The organism is Streptomyces sp. NBC_01465, from assembly GCF_036227325.1.
Classification (GTDB): Bacteria; Actinomycetota; Actinomycetes; order Streptomycetales; family Streptomycetaceae; genus Streptomyces.
In genome coordinates this window covers 4152495-4171365 of record NZ_CP109467.1, presented here as the reverse complement: position 1 = coordinate 4171365, position 18871 = coordinate 4152495, and the positions used below count along the sequence as shown (strand labels likewise).

Annotated in this window: 14 protein-coding genes; 11 read left to right on the top strand and 3 right to left on the bottom strand. The window is 68.0% G+C overall.

The window, feature by feature from the left end; translation table 11 throughout:
• Positions 1-64 precede the first annotated feature (64 nt).
• On the bottom strand, positions 65-2743 hold the full coding sequence (locus tag OG707_RS19645) for a transglycosylase domain-containing protein (protein ID WP_329120061.1): 2679 nt from the start codon (positions 2741-2743) through the stop codon (positions 65-67).
• Between the two features lie 348 nt (positions 2744-3091).
• Between OG707_RS19645 and OG707_RS19640 the strand changes: the two genes are divergently transcribed.
• From OG707_RS19640 to OG707_RS19625, 4 genes are all read left to right on the top strand, one after another.
• Positions 3092-3769 (top strand): PadR family transcriptional regulator, encoded by a 678-nt coding sequence (locus OG707_RS19640; protein WP_329120059.1) that lies wholly within the window; start codon positions 3092-3094, stop codon positions 3767-3769.
• Positions 3770-3827: 58 nt separating this feature from the next.
• A complete protein-coding gene (locus tag OG707_RS19635) occupies positions 3828-4910 on the top strand; it encodes an inositol-3-phosphate synthase (protein WP_329120057.1) in 1083 nt (360 codons plus the stop codon).
• A gap of 78 nt (positions 4911-4988) precedes the next feature.
• Positions 4989-6245, top strand: a complete 1257-nt coding sequence (locus OG707_RS19630; protein ID WP_329120055.1) for an MFS transporter — start codon at positions 4989-4991, stop codon at positions 6243-6245.
• A gap of 112 nt (positions 6246-6357) precedes the next feature.
• On the top strand, positions 6358-6849 hold the full coding sequence (locus tag OG707_RS19625; RefSeq protein ID WP_329120053.1) for an LppU/SCO3897 family protein: 492 nt from the start codon (positions 6358-6360) through the stop codon (positions 6847-6849).
• Positions 6850-6936: 87 nt separating this feature from the next.
• Here the strand turns inward: OG707_RS19625 and OG707_RS19620 are convergent, their stop codons facing one another.
• Positions 6937-8382: a CCA tRNA nucleotidyltransferase gene (locus OG707_RS19620; protein ID WP_329120051.1), complete on the bottom strand. Its 1446-nt coding sequence runs from the start codon at positions 8380-8382 to the stop codon at positions 6937-6939.
• A gap of 173 nt (positions 8383-8555) precedes the next feature.
• Between OG707_RS19620 and OG707_RS19615 the strand changes: the two genes are divergently transcribed.
• From OG707_RS19615 to trxA, 7 genes are all read left to right on the top strand, one after another.
• On the top strand, positions 8556-10844 hold the full coding sequence (locus OG707_RS19615; RefSeq protein ID WP_329120049.1) for a DUF6049 family protein: 2289 nt from the start codon (positions 8556-8558) through the stop codon (positions 10842-10844).
• 49 nt (positions 10845-10893) lie between these two features.
• Positions 10894-13104, top strand: a complete 2211-nt coding sequence (murJ, locus tag OG707_RS19610; RefSeq protein WP_329120047.1) for a murein biosynthesis integral membrane protein MurJ — start codon at positions 10894-10896, stop codon at positions 13102-13104.
• A gap of 128 nt (positions 13105-13232) precedes the next feature.
• Positions 13233-14954 carry a protein kinase family protein gene (locus tag OG707_RS19605; protein ID WP_329120045.1) on the top strand — a complete coding sequence of 574 codons (1722 nt, stop codon included), beginning with the start codon at positions 13233-13235 and terminating at the stop codon, positions 14952-14954.
• Positions 14955-14982: 28 nt separating this feature from the next.
• Positions 14983-15690, top strand: coding sequence for an RNA polymerase sigma factor SigM (gene sigM, locus OG707_RS19600; RefSeq protein WP_329120043.1), 708 nt, complete (start codon positions 14983-14985; stop codon positions 15688-15690).
• The gene (locus OG707_RS19595) at positions 15687-16580 is read left to right on the top strand and encodes a hypothetical protein (protein WP_329120041.1); all 894 of its coding nucleotides are present in this window, start codon (positions 15687-15689) and stop codon (positions 16578-16580) included. Before sigM ends, OG707_RS19595 begins: the two co-directional genes overlap by 4 nt.
• A 106-nt stretch (positions 16581-16686) precedes the next feature.
• Positions 16687-17649: a thioredoxin-disulfide reductase gene (gene trxB, locus OG707_RS19590; RefSeq protein ID WP_329120039.1), complete on the top strand. Its 963-nt coding sequence runs from the start codon at positions 16687-16689 to the stop codon at positions 17647-17649.
• 45 nt (positions 17650-17694) lie between these two features.
• Positions 17695-18039 (top strand): thioredoxin, encoded by a 345-nt coding sequence (gene trxA / locus OG707_RS19585; protein ID WP_329120037.1) that lies wholly within the window; start codon positions 17695-17697, stop codon positions 18037-18039.
• Between the two features lie 75 nt (positions 18040-18114).
• On the opposite strand, the gene OG707_RS19580 is transcribed toward trxA, so the two are convergent.
• On the bottom strand, positions 18115-18732 hold the full coding sequence (locus tag OG707_RS19580; protein WP_329120035.1) for a GNAT family N-acetyltransferase: 618 nt from the start codon (positions 18730-18732) through the stop codon (positions 18115-18117).
• Between the last annotated feature and the right edge of the window lie 139 nt (positions 18733-18871).

The window sequence follows — 18871 nt, the reverse complement described above, 5'->3', positions numbered from 1 at the left end:
GGGAACGGCCAGGGCCGTCGCAGCTGCTGCTGCGACGGCCCTGGAGCGACGGGGTGACCGGCTGCTAGCCGGTCGTCCCACCGAAGACGCCGGTTCCTCCGTTGCCGTTCCCGTTGCTGCCGCCGTTGTTCCCCGGACTGCTCGTGGTGGCCGAGGGCGTGGGCGTGGTGCTGTTGCCGTTGCAGGTCCAATCCCACTTGCTGCAGCTGGAGGTGGGGGTCGGCGTCGGCGTCGGCGTGAAGGACGGGGTCGGGATCGACGGCGTCGGCGAGGGGGTGGGCGTCGGGACGATGGTCGGCGTCGGCTCGGGGCTCGACAGGCCACCGCCGTAGACGACCTCACCGAGATCCTCGGCCGACGGGAACGAAAGCTCCGGCTGGCCGGCCATCGCCTTCGTCATGTAGTCGTGCCAGATCTCCGCGGGGAACGAGGCACCGTGGATCTTGTCCTTGCCGAAGGTGCCGTACATCTTCTGGAACCCGGAGACCTTGTGGGTGTCGTCCAGCCGGTACATGTCGATGGCGGTCGACAACTGCGGGGTGTAGCCGACGAACCAGGCGGACTTGTTCTCGTCAGTGGTACCGGTCTTGCCTGCGACCTCCCGGCCGTCCGGAAGCTGGGCAGAGGTGCCGGTGCCCTTGTCGACCACGGTCTTCAGTACGTCGGTGACGTTGCTGGCGATCGCGGAGGAGAAGGCGGACTTCGTCTTCGTCTCGTGGTTGTAGACGTCCACTCCGTCCTGGGCGACCCTCTTGACGGAGAACGGCTCGTTCTGCTGGCCGTTGTTGGCGAAGGTGCTGTACGCACCGGCCATGCGGATGGCGCTGGGGCTGGACGTACCGATGGAGAAGGACGGGACGCTGTCGCTGGCCATGGTGGTCCGGTCGTCCGTCAGGCCGGCGTCTACGGCCGCCTGCTTCACCTTGTCGGTTCCCACGTCCATGCCGAGCTGTACGAAAGCCGAGTTGACCGACTCCCGCATGGCCTCACGCAGGTCGATGGCGTAGTCAGGAGCCCTGCCGACCGACTGCTTGTCGTCGTTCTCCTGCAGCCATTCCTTGCCGTCCTTGTCCTCCCAGATGCTGCCGTCGTAGTTCTTGATCTTCAGGTCGTTCTTGCCGCTGTAGAGACTCTTCGTCGACACGATGGTCCGCTTGGAGCCGTCGTCCGGGTCGCGCTTTCCGTCCCGGAGTGCAGCCGCGAGCACGAAGGGCTTGAAGGTCGAGCCGACCTGAGCACCGGTCACGTCTGCGTTGTTGGTGAAGTGCGTGGTGGCGTTCTCGCCGCCGTAGATCGCGACGATCGCGCCGGACTTCACATCCACCGAGGCACCGCCGAACTGGACGTACTTGTCCTCGGCGCGCTTGGGGTCGCTCTTTTCCTTGCGGACCTTCTTGACCGCTGCCTCCAGGTCTTCGACCTTCTTCTTGTCGAAGGTCGTGTAGATCTGGTACCCGCCCTTGCTGAGGTCGTTGGCCGAGATCTTGGTGGTCTTCTGGACGTACGACTTGGCGAGGTCGACCAGGTAGCCGGTCTGCCCGCTGAGCTGCGCGTTCTTCTTCAGCCCGTCGACGTGCGGCAGCGTCTTGTATTTGGCCCGGTCCTCGGCGCTGATGCGCTCGTCCTTGACCATCTCGTCGAGGGTCCACTTCCATCGCGCCGTGACCCTGATCGTGTTGTGCTCGGCGGACGCCTCCGTGTCGATCCCGGGGTTGCCCGCCGGGTCGTAGTACGTGGCGCCCTTGAGCAGCGAGGACAGGAAGGCGCACTGGCTCACGTTCAGCTTCTTGGCGTCCGTGTGGAAGTACGTCCGCGCCGCGGCCTGGATCCCGTAAGCACCACGACCGTAGTACGCGGTGTTCAGGTACCCGGCCATGATCTCCTTCTTGTCCCTGGTCGTCCCGACCTTGATGGAGATGAAGAGCTCTTTGAACTTGCGGCTGATCGTCTGCGACTGGTCGTCGAGCTGCGCGTTCTTCACGTACTGCTGGGTGATCGTCGACCCGCCCTGGGTCTCGCCCCCCTTGGCCATGTTGAGAAGCGCGCGCGCGATGCCCTGCGGGTCGATGCCGCTGTCCGTCTCGAAGGTCTTGTTCTCCGCGGACATGACGGCGAACCGCATCTCCTTGGGAATCTGGTCGTACGGAATGATCTGGCGGTTGACCTCGCCACCGGTCGCGACCATCTGGCTGCCGTCGGCCCAGTAGTAGACGTTGTTCTGGGCGGTGGCCGTCTTCGCGACGTTCGGGACGCTCACCATGGCGTACGCGATCGTGGCCGCACCCAGCAGCACGCCGGTGAAGCCGATGCAGGTGCCCGTCACGAGCTTCCAGGACGGCATCCAGCGCCGCCAGCCGTACTTGTTGGCCCTCGGATAGTCGATCATCCGCTTCTTGGACGGACGGCGCCCGCGCCCTGCGGGACCGTCGAAACCGTCCCCGCGCCCGCCACCGCCGCCACCACGGCGGCCACCACCACGGCCTCCGGGCCCGTTCGGCCCCTGAGGACCGCCCTCGGGTGCGCCGCGCCTGCGGCTGCCGCCGCCTCCACCCCGCTGGGCGGCACGCCTGGCTTCGGCGCGGCCGCCGTACGGACGCTCCTCGCCGTACGAACCGGAGGGCGACCCGGTGGGGGCGGACCTCGTAGGTGCCGCGCGGCGGCCGGAGGGCTGCGGCGCAGCCCGCCTGTCCGCGGCGCGACCGCCACCCTGCGGCTGTGGCGGTTTGCGACGGTGCTCGCTCATCGAACGACTACTCCTCGGGCAGGCGAGATCGCCTGGAAGCGGCAGTTGAGTTCCGGTCCCCCCGACATACGGACCTCTTGGTTCCGAGACAGCTGACGCCCCCAGGCGTCACTCGGTTCCCTGTGGTCTGCATGGCGCACACACTACGCACGGTCAAAACCTGCCGAGTGCCGATGTTCACCCCAAATCAGGCAAGTTGCCTGCTGCGAATTGGTGATGTGACGCCGTTCACGATGACCCCCCTTGCCCCAGCCGGAAGGCCGTTCTATCGTGCTGATGTATCGACTCGATACATCAGCACGGCATAAAGACTTCGATGCGTTCAGCGACAGGCGGAGGGGGCGAGGGATGAGCAGACGCTCAGGCATCCTCGAATTCGCCGTACTCGGCCTGCTCCGCGAGTCCCCGATGCACGGCTATGAGCTGCGCAAGCGGCTGAACACCTCGCTGGGGGTCTTCAGGGCCTTCAGCTACGGGACCCTCTACCCGTGCCTCAAGACGCTGGTCGCCAACGGCTGGTTGATCGAGGAACCGGGAAGTGCCCCTGAGGACGCACTCGCCGCTTCACTCGCAGGGCGCCGCGCCAAGATCGTCTACAGGTTGACGGCCGACGGCAAGGAGCACTTCGAGGAGCTGCTCTCGCACACCGGTCCCGACACCTGGGAAGACGAGCACTTCGCAGCCCGTTTCGCCTTCTTCGGGCAGACGGAGCGTGAAGTGCGGATGCGGGTGCTCGAGGGCCGTCGCAGCCGTCTCGAGGAGCGCCTGGAGAAGATGCGCGCCTCTCTGACCCGGACTCGCGAGCGCCTGGACGACTACACACTTGAGCTGCAGCGGCACGGCATGGAGTCCGTGGAGCGCGAAGTGCGCTGGCTGAACGAGCTCATCGAGAGCGAGCGGGCGGGCCGGGATCAGCGACGATCCCCCGACGCCGGCGCTGCTCAGCAGGACACATCAGGAGATGCGGGCGGCCTGCCCCGGCACCGGGGTGCCACCCCGCCGGATCCGTCCGAAGACACCAAGTAAGCGAGGCCCTGCAGTCAGCAGGCCCTCATCCACTGAAATCACACAGGGAGCCACCGGAATGGGTTCGGTTCGCGTAGCCATCGTCGGCGTGGGCAACTGCGCCGCCTCGCTGGTCCAGGGCGTCGAGTACTACAAGGACGCTGACCCCAAGGCCAAGGTGCCGGGTCTGATGCACGTCCAGTTCGGCGACTACCACGTGGGTGACGTCGAGTTCGTCGCCGCCTTCGATGTCGACGCGAAGAAGGTCGGCCTCGACCTCTCGGACGCCATCGGTGCCAGCGAGAACAACACCATCAAGATCTGTGACGTCCCGAACAAGGGCATCACGGTCCAGCGCGGTCACACGCACGATGGTCTCGGCAAGTACTACCGCATGACGATCGAGGAGTCCTCCGAGGCCCCCGTCGACGTCGTCCAGGTCCTCAAGGACCAGCAGGTCGACGTCCTCGTCTGCTACCTGCCCGTCGGTTCCGAGGTCGCTGCGAAGTTCTACGCGCAGTGCGCCATCGACGCCAAGGTCGCCTTCGTCAACGCGCTTCCGGTCTTCATCGCCGGCACCAAGGAGTGGGCGGACAAGTTCACCGAGGCGGGCGTCCCGATCGTCGGCGACGACATCAAGTCGCAGGTCGGCGCCACCATCACGCACCGCGTGATGGCCAAGCTCTTCGAAGACCGCGGTGTCCGCCTCGAGCGCACCATGCAGCTGAACGTCGGCGGCAACATGGACTTCAAGAACATGCTCGAGCGTGACCGCCTCGAGTCCAAGAAGATCTCGAAGACGCAGGCCGTCACCTCGCAGATCCGCGACCGCGAGCTGGGCGAGAACAACGTCCACATCGGTCCGTCGGACTACGTGGCCTGGCTCGACGACCGCAAGTGGGCGTACGTCCGCCTCGAGGGCCGCGCCTTCGGCGACGTCCCGCTGAACCTCGAGTACAAGCTCGAGGTGTGGGACTCCCCGAACTCCGCGGGTGTCATCATCGACGCCGTGCGCGCCGCGAAGATCGCCAAGGACCGCGGCATCGGCGGCCCGATCCTCTCCGCGTCCTCGTACTTCATGAAGTCCCCGCCGGTTCAGTACTTCGACGACGAGGCCTTCGAGAACGTCGAGAAGTTCATCAAGGGCGAGGTCGAGCGCTAAAGCTCCACCACCGACTGATCGTTGAGGGTCCCCGGGCAATCCGCCCGGGGACCCTCTCCGTATGTGACCCTTGCGGCTATGGCCGTCGTCCGTGATCTGCGCGTACTGCTGCGTCTGTCCGGATTCCGGCGGCTGCTGGCGCTTCGGCTGCTCTCCCAGTCGGCCGACGGCGTCTACCAGGTAGCGCTCGCCACCTATGTGGTCTTCTCCCCCGAGAAGCAGACCTCTCCCGCCGCCATCGCCTCCGCGATGGCGGTCCTGCTCCTCCCGTACTCCCTGATCGGCCCGTTCGCCGGCGTCCTCCTGGACCGCTGGCAGCGCCGCCAGGTCTTCCTCTACGGAAATCTGCTGCGGGCCGCCATGGCGACGGGCACGGCCCTGCTGATCGTCGCCTCCGCCCCCGACTGGCTCTTCTACGCCTCGGCCCTGAGCGTCACCGCGGTCAACCGCTTTGTCCTGTCCGGTCTTTCGGCCGCGCTGCCCCGCGTCGTCGATCCCGGCCGGCTCGTCATCGCCAACTCCCTCTCCCCTACGGCGGGCACCCTCGCCGCGACCCTCGGCGGCGGACTGGCCCTGGCCGTACGGGTGCTGGCCGCGGACTCCGACGCCGCCGTGGTGCTGCTGGGCGCCCTCCTGTACCTCTGTGCAGCGCTGTCCTCGCTCCGGATGTCCCGCGAACTCCTCGGCCCCGACCAGGAGTTGCTCCAGCCCCGCCTGGCCGCCGCTCTGGCCTCCACGGCGCAGGGCCTGGCCGCCGGCGTCCGCCACCTCGCCGAACGCCGCCCGGCGTCCCGCGCGCTGGCCGCGATGACGCTGATGCGCTTCTGCTACGGAGCGCTGACGGTGATGGTGCTGATGCTGTGCCGGTACGCGTGGACCACGGACGAGTCCGACGGCCTGGCGCTTCTCGGCCTCGCGCTCGGGATCTCGGGCGCGGGATTCTTCGTCGCGGCGGTGGTGACCCCTTGGGCGGTGGGCCGATTCGGCCCGTACGGCTGGATCGCGGTCTGCGCGGGTTCGGCGGCCGTACTGGAACCGGCACTCGGCCTGCCCTTCGAGCCCGTGCCGATGCTGGTCGCCGCGTTCGTCCTGGGCCTGGTCACCCAGGGCGCGAAGATCTCCACGGACACGGTGGTCCAGTCCTCGGTCGACGACGCCTATCGGGGCCGCGTCTTCTCCCTCTACGACGTCCTCTTCAACGTCGCCTTCGTGGGAGCAGCGGCGGTGGCGGCACTGATGCTCCCGCCCGACGGGAAATCGGTCCCGCTCGTCGTCACAGTTGCCTTCATCTACGCGGCAGTTGCTGCACTTATGGCCCGCTTTCGCCGCGCGTAAGTGTCACATCAAAGCCACAGAGCCCCTCCAGGTATCAGTAACCCCGAATGGGCCCGGTAACTTACGGGCGTCAACGACGCGCCAGTGCGCCTTTCCTAGGGGGACCTCCACCATGTCCACACCGCCGCCGCAGGGCCAGAACCCGTACGCGCAGCAGCCCGCCAACCCATACGGCCAGCAGCCCCAGGGCGGCAACCCGTACGGCCAGCAGCAGCCGGGGGTCCCGCCGCAGCAGTCGCCCTACATGAACCAGGGTGGCCCGATTCCGCAGGCGCCCATGGGTACGCCGACACGACCCAGCGCGTTCAAGAGGTTCAAGACCATCGGCCTTGTTGTAATCGTCGCGATCATGGCGATAGTCGGCTGGGTCGCGAGCCGCGACGACGCGGACACCGCCAAGGTCGGCGACTGCATGAGCATCAGCAACCCGGACAGCGCCACTGACCCGGATCTTGAGGTCGTGGACTGCGGCGACGCCAAGGCCAAATACAAGGTTGCCGAGAAGAAGGACGGCTCGGGGGACTGCGACCGCACGAAGTACTCGCAGTACCGCGAGAGCGGCAAGGACTCCTTCACGCTCTGCCTCGCGGACTACAAGAAGTAGTCCGCGCACACGGAGGGGCGGTGTTTCACGTGAAACACCGCCCCTCCGGCATGCCGTCGCCCGGTCATGTTTCACGTGAAACATGACTCAGCCCTGCTGCGCGGCCCACCACTCCTTGAGCGCCGCAACCGCCGCCTCATGCTCCATCGGCCCGTTCTCCAGCCGCAGCTCCAGCAGGAACTTGTACGCGTTGCCGATCACAGGCCCGGGGCTGACCCCCAGAATCTCCATGATCTGGTTGCCGTCCAGGTCGGGCCGGATCGAGTCCAGCTCCTCCTGCTCCTGCAGCTGCGCGATCCGTTCCTCGAGCCCGTCGTACGCCCGCGACAGGGCGTTCGCCTTGCGCTTGTTGCGCGTGGTGCAGTCCGAGCGGGTCAGCTTGTGCAGCCGCTCCAGCAGCGGCCCCGCATCGCGCACGTACCGTCGTACGGCGGAATCGGTCCACTCCCCGGTCCCGTAGCCGTGGAACCGCAGGTGCAGCTCGACCAGCTTGGTGACGTCCTTGACCATGTCGTTGGAGTACTTGAGCGCGGTCATGCGCTTCTTGGTCAGCTTCGCCCCCACCACCTCGTGGTGGTGGAAGGAGACGCGGCCGTCCTGCTCGAAGCGGCGGGTCTTCGGCTTGCCGATGTCATGCAGCAGCGCAGCCAGCCGCAGCACCAGGTCGGGCCCGTCCTTCTCCAGGTCGATGGCCTGCTCAAGCACGGTCAGGGAGTGCTCGTAGACGTCCTTGTGACGGTGGTGTTCGTCACTCTCCAGCCGGAGCTCGGGAAGCTCGGGCAGGACGTACGCGGCAAGACCCGTGTCGACGAGCAGCGCGAGCCCCTTGCGCGGATTCTCCGACAGCAGCAGCTTGTTGAGCTCGTCACGCACTCGCTCGGCCGAGACGATCTCGATGCGGTCGGCCATCGCCGTCATCGCGGCGACGACCTCGGGGGCCACCTCGAAGTCCAGCTGCGCGGCGAAGCGTGCCGCCCGCATCATGCGCAGAGGGTCGTCGGAGAACGAGTCCTCCGGGGTGCCCGGCGTACGCAAGACCTTCCCGGCAAGGTCCCCGAGCCCGTTGTGCGGATCGATGAACTCCTTCTCCGGCAGCGCGACAGCCATCGCGTTGACGGTGAAGTCCCGGCGGACCAGGTCTTCCTCGATGGAGTCGCCGTAGGACACCTCGGGCTTGCGCGAGGTCCGGTCGTACGCCTCGGACCGGTACGTCGTGACCTCGATCTGGTAGCTCTGCTTCTGGCAGCCCACCGTCCCGAAGGCGATCCCGACCTCCCACACCGAGTCCGCCCACGGCCGGACGATCTTCAGTACGTCCTCGGGCCGCGCATCGGTCGTGAAGTCCAGGTCATTGCCGAGCCGGCCGAGCAGCGCGTCCCTGACCGAGCCACCGACCAGCGCGAGGCTGAACCCGGCCTCCTGGAAACGGCGGGCGAGGTCGTCGGCGACCGGGGACACCCGCAGCAGTTCACTGACCGCACGGTGCTGCACCTGGCTCAGGGCACTGGGATTGTCTTCGTTGGCATTCGGCACAACAGAAAAGGGTACGTGGCCCCAGCTGCCGAAGCGTCCCAGTTCCCGTGCCGCCCCGGTCACTCTTCCGATCATGTAGAACAGTCCGCGGCACTTCGCCACAGTGGGCCTCGTTACCATGCGTGGACGCACAACCGACGACCACTGAACGACGACGAGGGACGGGCGAGCGCGTGGCCGAGGCGGCAGACTTCCAGGGGACGGCTCCCTCACCTGCCCGCCGGTGGCTGAGGCGCACGGCAGCGGCACTTGTCGGAGCCCCTCTCGCAGCGGTCCTGATCTGCGGTTCTTCCGCCGGTCCAGCCCAGGCGGCGGAAGACGTGTCCGGTTCCAGCACGGTCGACGTCTCCCTCGGCTCCCTGTCTCCCAGTGCCCCCGTGACGGGCGACACGGTCACCTTCACCGGCACGGTGACCAACAGGGGCAAGCAGGCCGTCACCGAGGCGCACATCGGGCTCAGCGTGGGTCCCAGGCTCTCCAGCCGGTCCGCGCTCGACGACGCCGCGAAGCGCACCGGGTACACACCGGGCGTCGACCCGGTGGAGATCGGCGGCAAGTACACGGTCAAGTTCCCGAAACTGGCCGGCGGCATCAGCCAGGACTTCACCCTCTCCGTCCCGGTCAGCAAGCTGGATCTCGGCGAGGACGGGGTCTATCAGCTCGGCGTCACCCTCTTCGGGGAGACCGCCGACGCCCAGTACGAACAGGTACTCGGCATCCAGCGGACCTTCCTCCCCTGGCAGCCCGACGCCCAGGACAAGAAGACCCAGCTCAGCTATCTCTGGCCGCTGACGGCCTCGACCCACCTCACGGCCGAAACGGGCTCCGACGAGCAGCAGACGCCGGTCTTCTCCGACGACAAGCTGGCCGCCGACCTCGCCCCCGGCGGGCGGCTGGAGCAGATGGTCTCGCTGGGCAGCACCCTGCCCGTCACCTGGGTGATCGACCCGAACCTGCTCGCCACCGTCGACGCCATGACCAGGACCTACCAGATCAAGTCCGGTGACACGACGGTCGCGGGCAAGAACCAGACCATCGCCAAGAAGTGGATGAGCGCCCTGGAAGCAGCCGTGCAGGGCCAGAAGGTCGTCGCGCTGCCCTTCGCCGATCCGGACCTCGCCTCGCTCGCCCACCGAGGCAAGAACGTGCCCGGCTCGCTGAGTCACCTCCAGCGCGCCACCGAGCTGGCCGCCTCGACCGTGGAGACGGTCCTGCACGTCAAGCCGTCCACCGACTTCGCCTGGCCGGTGAACGGTGCGGTGGACCCGTCGATCATCGACGTGGCGACCTCCGCCGGTGCGCACAACGTGATCGCGCGGAGTGACAGCCTTCAGGAGACGGCCGGCCTCCCGTACACGCCCACGGCGGCCCGCCCGATCGGCAGCGGCACCACCGCCGTAGTGGCCGACGCCAGGCTCTCCACGGCCTTCCAGGGCGACATGTCGAAGGCCGACACCTCGACGCTCGCCGTGCAGAACTTCCTCGCTCAGACCCTGGCGCTCACCCTTCAGGACACCGAGAAGCAGCGCAGCATCGTCGTCGCCCCGCAGCGGATGCCCTCGGTCTCCCAGGCCCAGTCGATGGCCGCAGCACTGCACTCCCTCGACCCCGAGCGCTGGACCCGGGCGAGCGACCTCGTCACCGCGGCGAAGGCCACGCCCGATGCCCACGCCACGACGCGGGTGCCCGCCGCGTCCGCGTACCCCCGCTCCCTGCGCTCCCAAGAACTGCCGGTGCAGGCGTTCCAGGACGTCAGGGCCGCCCAGGCCGGCCTCGACAGCTTCAAGGTCGTCCTCACCCTGCCCGACCGGGTGATCACTCCCTTCGGCAACGCGATCAACCGCGAACTGTCGACCTCCTGGCGCGGCCGCGCCCAGGACGGCATCGCGTACCGCACCGGGGTGCAGAACTTCCTGACGACCCTCACCGGTCAGGTCCAGCTCGTCCAGAAGTCGGACATGACGCTCTCGGGGCGCAGCGCGACCATCCCGGTGACCATCCAGAACAAGCTCGTCCAGCCCGTCGGTCATCTGAAGCTGCGTCTGACGTCCGAGAACCCGACCCGACTCCATGTGGGGAAGTCCAAGGACGCCCTCGTCGAACAGCAGGTGAATGTCGACGGCGGCCACAGCCAGACGGTGAAATTCACCACCACCGCCAACGCGAACGGCCCCATCAAGGTCTACGCACAGCTCTACACCGAGGACGGAACGCCGTACGGCGAGGCGATGCCGTTCACCGTCAACGTCTCCGAGATGCCCGCGAACGTCATGCTGGTCATCGGCGGCGGCGTACTCCTGCTGCTCCTCGCAGGCGTGCGGATGTACACCCAGCGCAAGCGCAACGCCGCCCGTGGGGCAGCAGCCGAGGGTGACATCCCCGAGCAGCCGGGTGACCCGACCCCGGACACCCGTCCGGAAAGCGGGGACCCCGCGGGCGCGAGTGAGAAGGTGGACCGTTGAGCGATCGATGTCGTGGCCGGTCGGCCGGGGACGATGAGGTGGGGTACCGATGAACGCGCCGTACGACGGTGACCGCGGCCAGGGTGCCGGCGGTGGAGATCCGGCGGGACAGGTTCCACCGCCGCCTGCCCAGGACCCGTACGCCCAGCCCCCGTACGTCCAGGATCCGTACGCCCAGCAGCCCCCGTATCCCCAGGACGCGTACGCCCAGGACCCCTATCTCCAGGACGCGTACGACCACGACCCCTACCGGTCCCAGGACCTCACCGCCCAGGACCCGGTGACCGAGGCGCTCTACGACCAGGCCGCGCACCCGCCGCCGCCCCCCGGCACCTGGGCGGAGCCCCAGCAGCTCTACCAGCAGCCGGCCGCACCGCAGTACGCCCCGAACCCCCAGGTGTGGGCGCAGACCCCGCCCCCGGAGCCCGAGGGCCCCTCCCGCTACCTCCCGTACGGCGACGACGCGACGACCCAGTTCGTGGGCCTGGACGACCTGGTCAGCCAGGCCGCCGAACGCCCGGACGAGCAGGACGCCTTCGCCTATCTCTTCCGCGACCAGCAGGGCACGGCGCCCACCCCGGGCCCCACCCCCGAACCCGAGCCCGCCGCACCCGCCCCGCCGAAGTCCGGCGGCCGCGCGTCGGGCCTGCTCAAGTCGAGCGCGGTGATGGCCGCGGGCACGCTGGTCTCCCGCCTCACCGGCTTCGTACGCACCATGGTCATCACCGCCGCCCTCGGTGCGGCGACCCTCGGTGACGCCTTCACCGTGGCGTACACCCTGCCGACGATGATCTACATCCTGACCGTCGGCGGCGGCCTCAACTCCGTGTTCGTACCCCAGCTGGTGCGCTCGATGAAGGAGGACGAGGACGGCGGCGAGGCCTACGCCAACCGCCTGCTCACCCTCGTCATGGTCGCGCTCGGCGTGATCGTCGCCGTGGCGGTCTTCGCGGCGCCGCTGCTCATCCACCTCATGTCGTCGACGATCGCCAACGACCCGCCGGCCAACAGCGTCGCCGTCACCTTCGCCCGCTACTGCCTGCCCACCATCTTCTTCATGGGTGTGCACGTGGTGATGGGCCAGATCCTCAACGCCCGCGGCAAGTTCGGCGCGATGATGTGGACCCCGGTCCTCAACAACATCGTGATGATCTCCACCTTCGGCCTCTTCATCTGGGTCTACGGCACCTCCGCCGAGTCCCGCATGGGCGTGGAGACCATCCCGGCCGACGGCATCCGGCTGCTGGGCATCGGCACCCTGCTCGGCCTCGTCGTCCAGGCGCTGGCGATGATCCCGTACCTACGCGAGGCAGGCTTCCGCTTCCGCCCCCGCTTCGACTGGCGCGGCCACGGCCTGGGCAAGGCGGTGAAGCTCGCCAAGTGGACCGTCCTGTTCGTCCTCGCCAACCAGGCGGGCGTCCTGGTGGTCACCCAGCTCGCCACCGCAGCCGGTCAGGCCTCGGGCCGGGACGGCGCCGGCATCATGGCGTACTCCAACGCACAGCTCATCTGGGGCATGCCCCAGGCGATCATCACCGTCTCCGTCATGGCCGCCCTGCTGCCGCGCATCTCGCGTGCTGCCCACGACGGCGACCCGGGCGCGGTCCGCGACGACATCTCCCAGGGCCTGCGGAACTCCGCGGTGGCGATCGTCCCGGTCTCCTTCGCGTTCCTCGCCCTGGGCGTCCCGATGTGCACCCTGCTCTTCTCCTCCAGCGGCGTACAGGCCTCGCAGTCGATGGGCTACGTCCTGATGGCCTTCGGCCTGGGCCTCATCCCGTACTCGGTCCAGTACGTCGTCCTGCGCGGCTTCTACGCCTACGAGGACACTCGCACGCCCTTCTACAACACCGTCATCGTGGCCGCCGTCAACGCGGCAGCCTCCACGCTCTGCTTCGTCGTCCTCCCGGCCCAGTGGGCCGTCGTCGGCATGGCCGCCTCGTACGGCCTCGCCTACGCCGTCGGTGTGGGTGTGGCCTGGCGCAGGCTCAGCAGGCGCCTCGGCGGCGACCTGGACGGCACACACATCCTGCGGACCTACGCACGCCTCTCCCTGGCCTCCATCCCGGCAGCGCTCCTCGGCGGCGCGGTGGGCCTCGCCATCACCCGGGCGCTGGGCCACGGGGCTTTCGCCTCGCTGGCTGCGCTGATCGTCGGCGGAATCGTGCTCCTGGGTGTGTTTTTCATCGCCGCCAAGCGCATGCGCATCGCGGAGCTGAATTCCATGGTCTCCATGGTGCGCGGGCGTCTCGGGCGCTGATCCCGGGAAGAAGCGCACAACCATCGTCCGTCGCCGTGTGTCGTGCATAGCGCCGGACTGTGGGCACAATTGGCGTGGCTTTGCAGACTGGCTGACAGCGCGCAACGGATGGGGAGGCAGGAACGACGGTGGCGGAACGAAGCACAGCTGCCGTCGACGTGGCCGACAACAGCGGCGATGAGCCGCTGTCCGCCAAGGCGGAGAAGGCCACGGCCGACGGGTTGGCGGAGTCCCACGACACGGCTGACAAGAGCACGCAGGACACCGAGAGCGAACAGAAGAGCCCTGAGCCTTCGGTCGCGACGCCCGAGCTGCACAGCGGCCACAAGCTGGCCAGACGCTACCGGCTCGAGGAGTGCGTCACCCGTCTGGACGGTTTCAGCAGTTGGCGTGCGGTGGACGAGAAACTCCGCCGTGCCGTCGGAGTACACCTTCTTCCCGCCGACCACCCGCGGGCCCGGTCCGTCCTGGCAGCGGCCCGCTCCTCCGCACTGCTCGGCGACCCGCGCTTCGTGCAGGTCCTGGACGCTGTCGAGGAGAACGACCTCGTCTACGTCGTCCACGAGTGGATGCCGGACGCCACGGAACTGACCGCGGTTCTCGCCGCCGGCGCGCTGGAAGCACACGACGCGTACCAGCTCGTCAGCCAGGTCTCCCAGGCCATGGCCGCAGCGCACCGTGAGGGCCTGGCCCACCTCCGGCTCACGCCCAGCGCCGTGCTGCGGACATCCACCGGCCAGTACCGCATCCGCGGGCTCGCGGTGAATGCCGCCCTGCGCGGCATCAGCTCCGACACCCCTCAGCGCACCGACACCGAAGCCATCGGCGCCCTGCTCTACGCCGCGCTGACCCAGCGCTGGCCGTACGAGACGGACGCCTACGGTCTTTCCGGCCTGCCCAAGGGCGTCGGCCTGATCCCGCCGGACCAGGTACGGGCCGGAGTCCACCGCGGGCTTGCCGAGCTCGCCATGCGTGCCCTGGCCAACGACGGTGCCACCGCCTCCCGCCAGGAACCGCCCTGCACCACGCCCGACGAGCTGGCCAAGGCCGTCGGGGAGATGCCGCGCATCCGCCCGCCGGAGCCCACCTTCACCCCGCCCCCCGAGTACCAGCGCACCACGTACCAGCAGGGCACGTACGGCCGCACCGCGGCCGGGACCGGCCCCGGTGTCACACAGGCCGTGGCCGCCCCGCCCGCCCCTCTGCAGAGCCGTACCGGCAGGGCCCTCAAATGGGGCGTGTCGGCGCTTCTGATCGCCGCGCTCGGCCTGGGGAGCTGGCAGCTCGCGGACACGCTCCTGGACCGAAGCAAGAAGTCCGACGACCCGGGCACCTCTCGCACGAACGGCGGCGGGAGCGGCAGCGACGGCGACAAGAACACCCAGCCGCTGACCGTGAAGGACGCCGCGGAGTACTACCCGGACGGCAAGGCTCAGCACCCCGGCGACGTCGCGAAGACGTACGACGGAAAGAGCTCCACGTACTGGCGCACCTACTCCTTCCACGCCGGACCCAAGCTGGCCCCCTTCAAGAAGGGCGTCGGCGTGGTCTACGACCTCGGCTCGGCCAAGGACGTCACGGCCGCGTCGATACAGCTCCACTACGGCGGCGACCACACAACGGTCTCCCTGTACGCAGCGAACTCGCTCTCCTCGTCGGCTCCGCTGAACAAGATGAAGAAGTTCGCGTCCACCGACACCTCGGGGACCACCGCGCAGCTCAAGGCCAACCAGAAGGTCACCACCCAGTACGTTCTGGTCTGGATCACAGCAATGCCGTATTCGGCGGGCGACCAGTACAGCGGCGCCGGATTCAAGCAGGCCATAACGGATGTGAAGTTCACCGGCTGATCAAGCCGTCAGGGGAGGGGGCTCACCGTTGGACGACGCCGCGCTCGGCGCCACAGGCGACCAGGAGCTCCTGGCTGCCCATGTCGCCGGTGACCCCGACGCCTTCGGTGAACTCGTACGCCGCCACCGCGACCGCCTCTGGGCGGTCGCGCTGCGGACCCTGGGGGACCGCGAGGAAGCCGCTGACGCCGTCCAGGACGCCCTGGTCTCCGCCTACCGTGCCGCCCACACCTTCCGGGGCCAGTCGGCCGTCACCACCTGGCTCCACCGGATCACCGTGAACGCCTGTCTGGACCGGGCCCGCAAAGCGGCCTCCCGCAAGACCTCGCCCATGGACGACACCGAGCGGCTCGAGCAGCTGCTGGAGCCCCACGAGTCCGCCGAGGCACCCGCGGTCCGCCAGGACCTTCATCGAGAGTTGCTGGAGGCCCTGGGGACCCTCCCCGCCGAGCAGAGAGCCGCACTCGTGCTGGTCGACATGCAGGGATACCCCGTGGCGGAGGCAGCTCGCATGCTGGACGTACCGACAGGCACCGTGAAGAGCCGCTGCGCCCGCGGCAGAGCCAGACTGCTGCCCCTGCTCACCCATCTGCGTACAGATGCGGGGGATGCCCCCGGGACCGACGGGGGAAGGAACCGGACGCGAGGGACATCCGTCCCACCACCGGCATCGGGACCACGGGACGCAGGACCAAGCGATCCGGCAGCTGCGAAGGGCGGGGGTGGGCGCGCGTGACATCTACGGCCGACACGACTCAGCACCCGGAAGTCTCGGAGATCTCCGATCTCACCGAAGGCCTCCTGCCTCCGTCCCGGACCGCCGACGTACGGCGACACCTCGACGAGTGCACGCTCTGCGCCGAGGTACGCGTCTCCCTGGACGAAATCCGCAGCCTGCTGGGCACTCTGCCCGGGCCACAGCGCATGCCGGACGACGTCGCGGGCCGGATCGATGCCGCGCTGGCCGCCGAAGCACTCCTGAACGCCTCAGCTCCTGCTGAGGCAACGCATGTTTCACGTGAAACAGCGCCCGCTTCTCAGCCGACGGACGCCCCGGTGGCGGACCGGCCCGCAGGACGATCCAGTGCGGCCACCGGGCCGGGTCGCTCCCATCCGGCCCGGCGCCGCCGTCGCAACGCCGTACTCGGAGCGGCTTTCGGCGCTGCTGTGATCGGGGCAGGTGTGTTCCTGCTGCAGCAGTCGGCGGTGAACCCTTCGGCAAGCGACAGTTCGGCTTCAGCGAAGAAGGCCGACGATTCCTTCGCAGCAGCCGGGCTTGAGCAGAAGGTGCACTCGCTCCTCGTCCCGGGTTCCGGTTCCAGTTCCGGGTCGGACCGCTCACCGAACGAAAAGCCGGCGACGCCTTCCCTCGGCGTCCAGTCCAATTCCCCCAAGGACCTGGCCATCGTCAACGTGCCGCAGTGCATCCAGGCAGGAATTGGACGGGACAATGCGCTGGCTTCGGAGCAAGGGACGTACAACGGCGCGAAGGCCTACCTCGTAGTGCTTCCGCACCCCACCGATCCAAGCCTCGTCCAGGCGTACGTCGTCGATGCCACCTGCGTCGATGCCCATACGCCGGCCAAGGGCAAGGTGCTGCTGACCCGCTCCTACGCCCGGCGCTGACCATCTCGGGAATGCGAGCGCCGTAGGATCCGTTGGGTGGGATGAGAGTCCACTGGACCAGCCACCAGTAGGCAGCAGGCAGCCCGCAGAGACGAGGAAGAAACCCGTGAGCGACGTCCGTAACGTGATCATCATCGGCTCCGGGCCCGCCGGTTACACCGCGGCGCTCTACACCGCGCGTGCATCGCTGCAGCCGCTGGTGTTCGAAGGCGCCGTCACCGCAGGCGGTGCGCTGATGAACACCACCGAGGTGGAGAACTTCCCCGGCTTCCGCGACGGCATCATGGGCCCGGACCTGATGGACAACATGCGTGCCCAGGCCGAGCGGTTCGGCGCCGAGCTCGTCCCCGACGACATCGTCGCAGTCGACCTGACCGGTGAGATCAAGACCGTCACCGACACCGCGGGCACCGTCCACCGCGCCAAGGCCGTCATCGTGACGACCGGATCGCAGCACCGCAAGCTCGGCCTCCCGAACGAGGACGTGCTCTCCGGCCGCGGCGTCTCCTGGTGTGCCACCTGCGACGGGTTCTTCTTCAAGGACCAGGACATCGCCGTCATCGGCGGTGGCGACACCGCGATGGAAGAAGCAACCTTCCTCTCGCGCTTCGCCAAGTCCGTCACCATCGTCCACCGCCGCGACACCCTGCGTGCCTCGAAGGCCATGCAGGAACGTGCCATCGCCGACCCGAAGATCAAGTTCGCGTGGGACAGCGAGGTCGCCGAGATCCACGGCGAGCAGAAGCTCTCCGGTCTGACCCTGCGCAACACGAAGACCGGCGAGACCTCCGAGCTGCCGGTCACCGGCCTCTTCATCGCCGTCGGCCACGACCCTCGCACCGAGCTCTTCAACGGCCAGTTGGACCTGGACGACGAGGGCTACCTGAAGGTCGCCGCACCGTCGACGCGCACCAACCTGGCCGGTGTCTTCGGTGCCGGAGACGTCGTCGACCACACCTACCGGCAGGCGATCACCGCTGCGGGCACGGGCTGCTCCGCCGCCCTCGACGCCGAGCGGTTCCTTGCCGCCCTCGCCGACAGCGAGAAGGCCGCCACCGCCGCGGTCTGACCGAGACTTCTTTCACCCCCACACCCCGAGAATGAGGAGGCCGCCGTGGCCGGCACCCTGAAGAACGTGACTGACGACTCCTTCGAGCAGGACGTTCTCAAGAACGACAAGCCTGTACTGGTGGACTTCTGGGCTGCCTGGTGCGGCCCGTGCCGCCAGATCGCCCCGTCCCTCGAGGCGATCGCGGCCGAGTACGGCGAGCAGATCGAGATCGTCAAGCTCAACATTGACGAGAACCCGGAAACCGCTGCCAAGTACGGCGTGATGTCCATCCCGACGCTCAACGTCTACCAGGGCGGCGAGGTCGCGAAGACCATCGTCGGCGCCAAGCCGAAGGCCGCGATCGTCCGCGACCTCGAGGGCTTCATCGGCGACGAGGCCAAGGCCTGACGCACCGCGTTTCACGTGAAACAGGGGCCGCCCTTCGGGGCGGCCCCTGTTTTCTGGCTTCTGTGAGAGCGATCCTCAGAGCGGACGCAGAACCGGCTCTTTCTGTACCGCGCCCAGGAGACGGTCCAGAGCAAGCTCGACATCCTCTTTCCACGAGAGCGTCGTACGCAGCTCAAGCCTCAGCCGGGGGTGAACAGGGTGCGGACGTACGGTCTTGAACCCCACGGAGAGCAGATGATCGGCCGGCAGCACACACCCGGGCTCTTTCCAGCGTGCATCTCCGAACGCTTCGATCGCCTTGAAGTTCCGTCGCAGCAGATCCTTGGCCACCGTCTGCACCATCACTCTCCCAAGACCCTGGCCTTGGTAACCCGGCATGATCCACGCCGTCATCAGCTGAACGGCATCGGGTGAGACAGGGCTGGTAGGGAAAGCCGTGGAGCGCGGCACATAGGCCGGGGGCGCGTAGAGGACAAAACCCACCGGGACATCGTCCACATAGACAACCCTGCCGCACGAGCCCCATTCCAGCAGGACAGCCGAAATCCAGGCTTCCTTCTCCAGCTCGGGCGTGCCGGCCTTTACCGCAGCTTCTCCACTGACCGGATCAAGCTCCCAGAAAACGCATGAGCGGCAGCGCTTGGGGAGGTCCGGAAGGTTGTCCAGTGTGAGCGGTACGAGCCGACGCCCCATGAAGGTTGCTCCTCACTTCCTTCGCCTGCCGCACCACGGGCGGCAGTGAGCACGGTCCGCTCCCTGAGCAGACTGCCGACGAATCCGCCGACCGCCCCCAGCCCCAGGCCAGCGGTCACCAGACGAGTGCGGCTCACCG

Bases quoted from the DNA above. Each gene is read 5' to 3' on its own strand.
- murJ (WP_329120047.1), top strand. From the start codon at position 10,894: ATGAACGCGCCGTACGACGGTGACCGCGGCCAGGGTGCCGGCGGTGGA.
- OG707_RS19645 (WP_329120061.1), bottom strand. From the start codon at position 2,743: ATGAGCGAGCACCGTCGCAAACCGCCACAGCCGCAGGGTGGCGGTCGC.
- OG707_RS19635 (WP_329120057.1), top strand. From the start codon at position 3,828: ATGGGTTCGGTTCGCGTAGCCATCGTCGGCGTGGGCAACTGCGCCGCC.
- OG707_RS19640 (WP_329120059.1), top strand. From the start codon at position 3,092: ATGAGCAGACGCTCAGGCATCCTCGAATTCGCCGTACTCGGCCTGCTC.
- OG707_RS19580 (WP_329120035.1), bottom strand. From the start codon at position 18,732: ATGGGGCGTCGGCTCGTACCGCTCACACTGGACAACCTTCCGGACCTC.
- OG707_RS19625 (WP_329120053.1), top strand. From the start codon at position 6,358: ATGTCCACACCGCCGCCGCAGGGCCAGAACCCGTACGCGCAGCAGCCC.
- OG707_RS19630 (WP_329120055.1), top strand. From the start codon at position 4,989: ATGGCCGTCGTCCGTGATCTGCGCGTACTGCTGCGTCTGTCCGGATTC.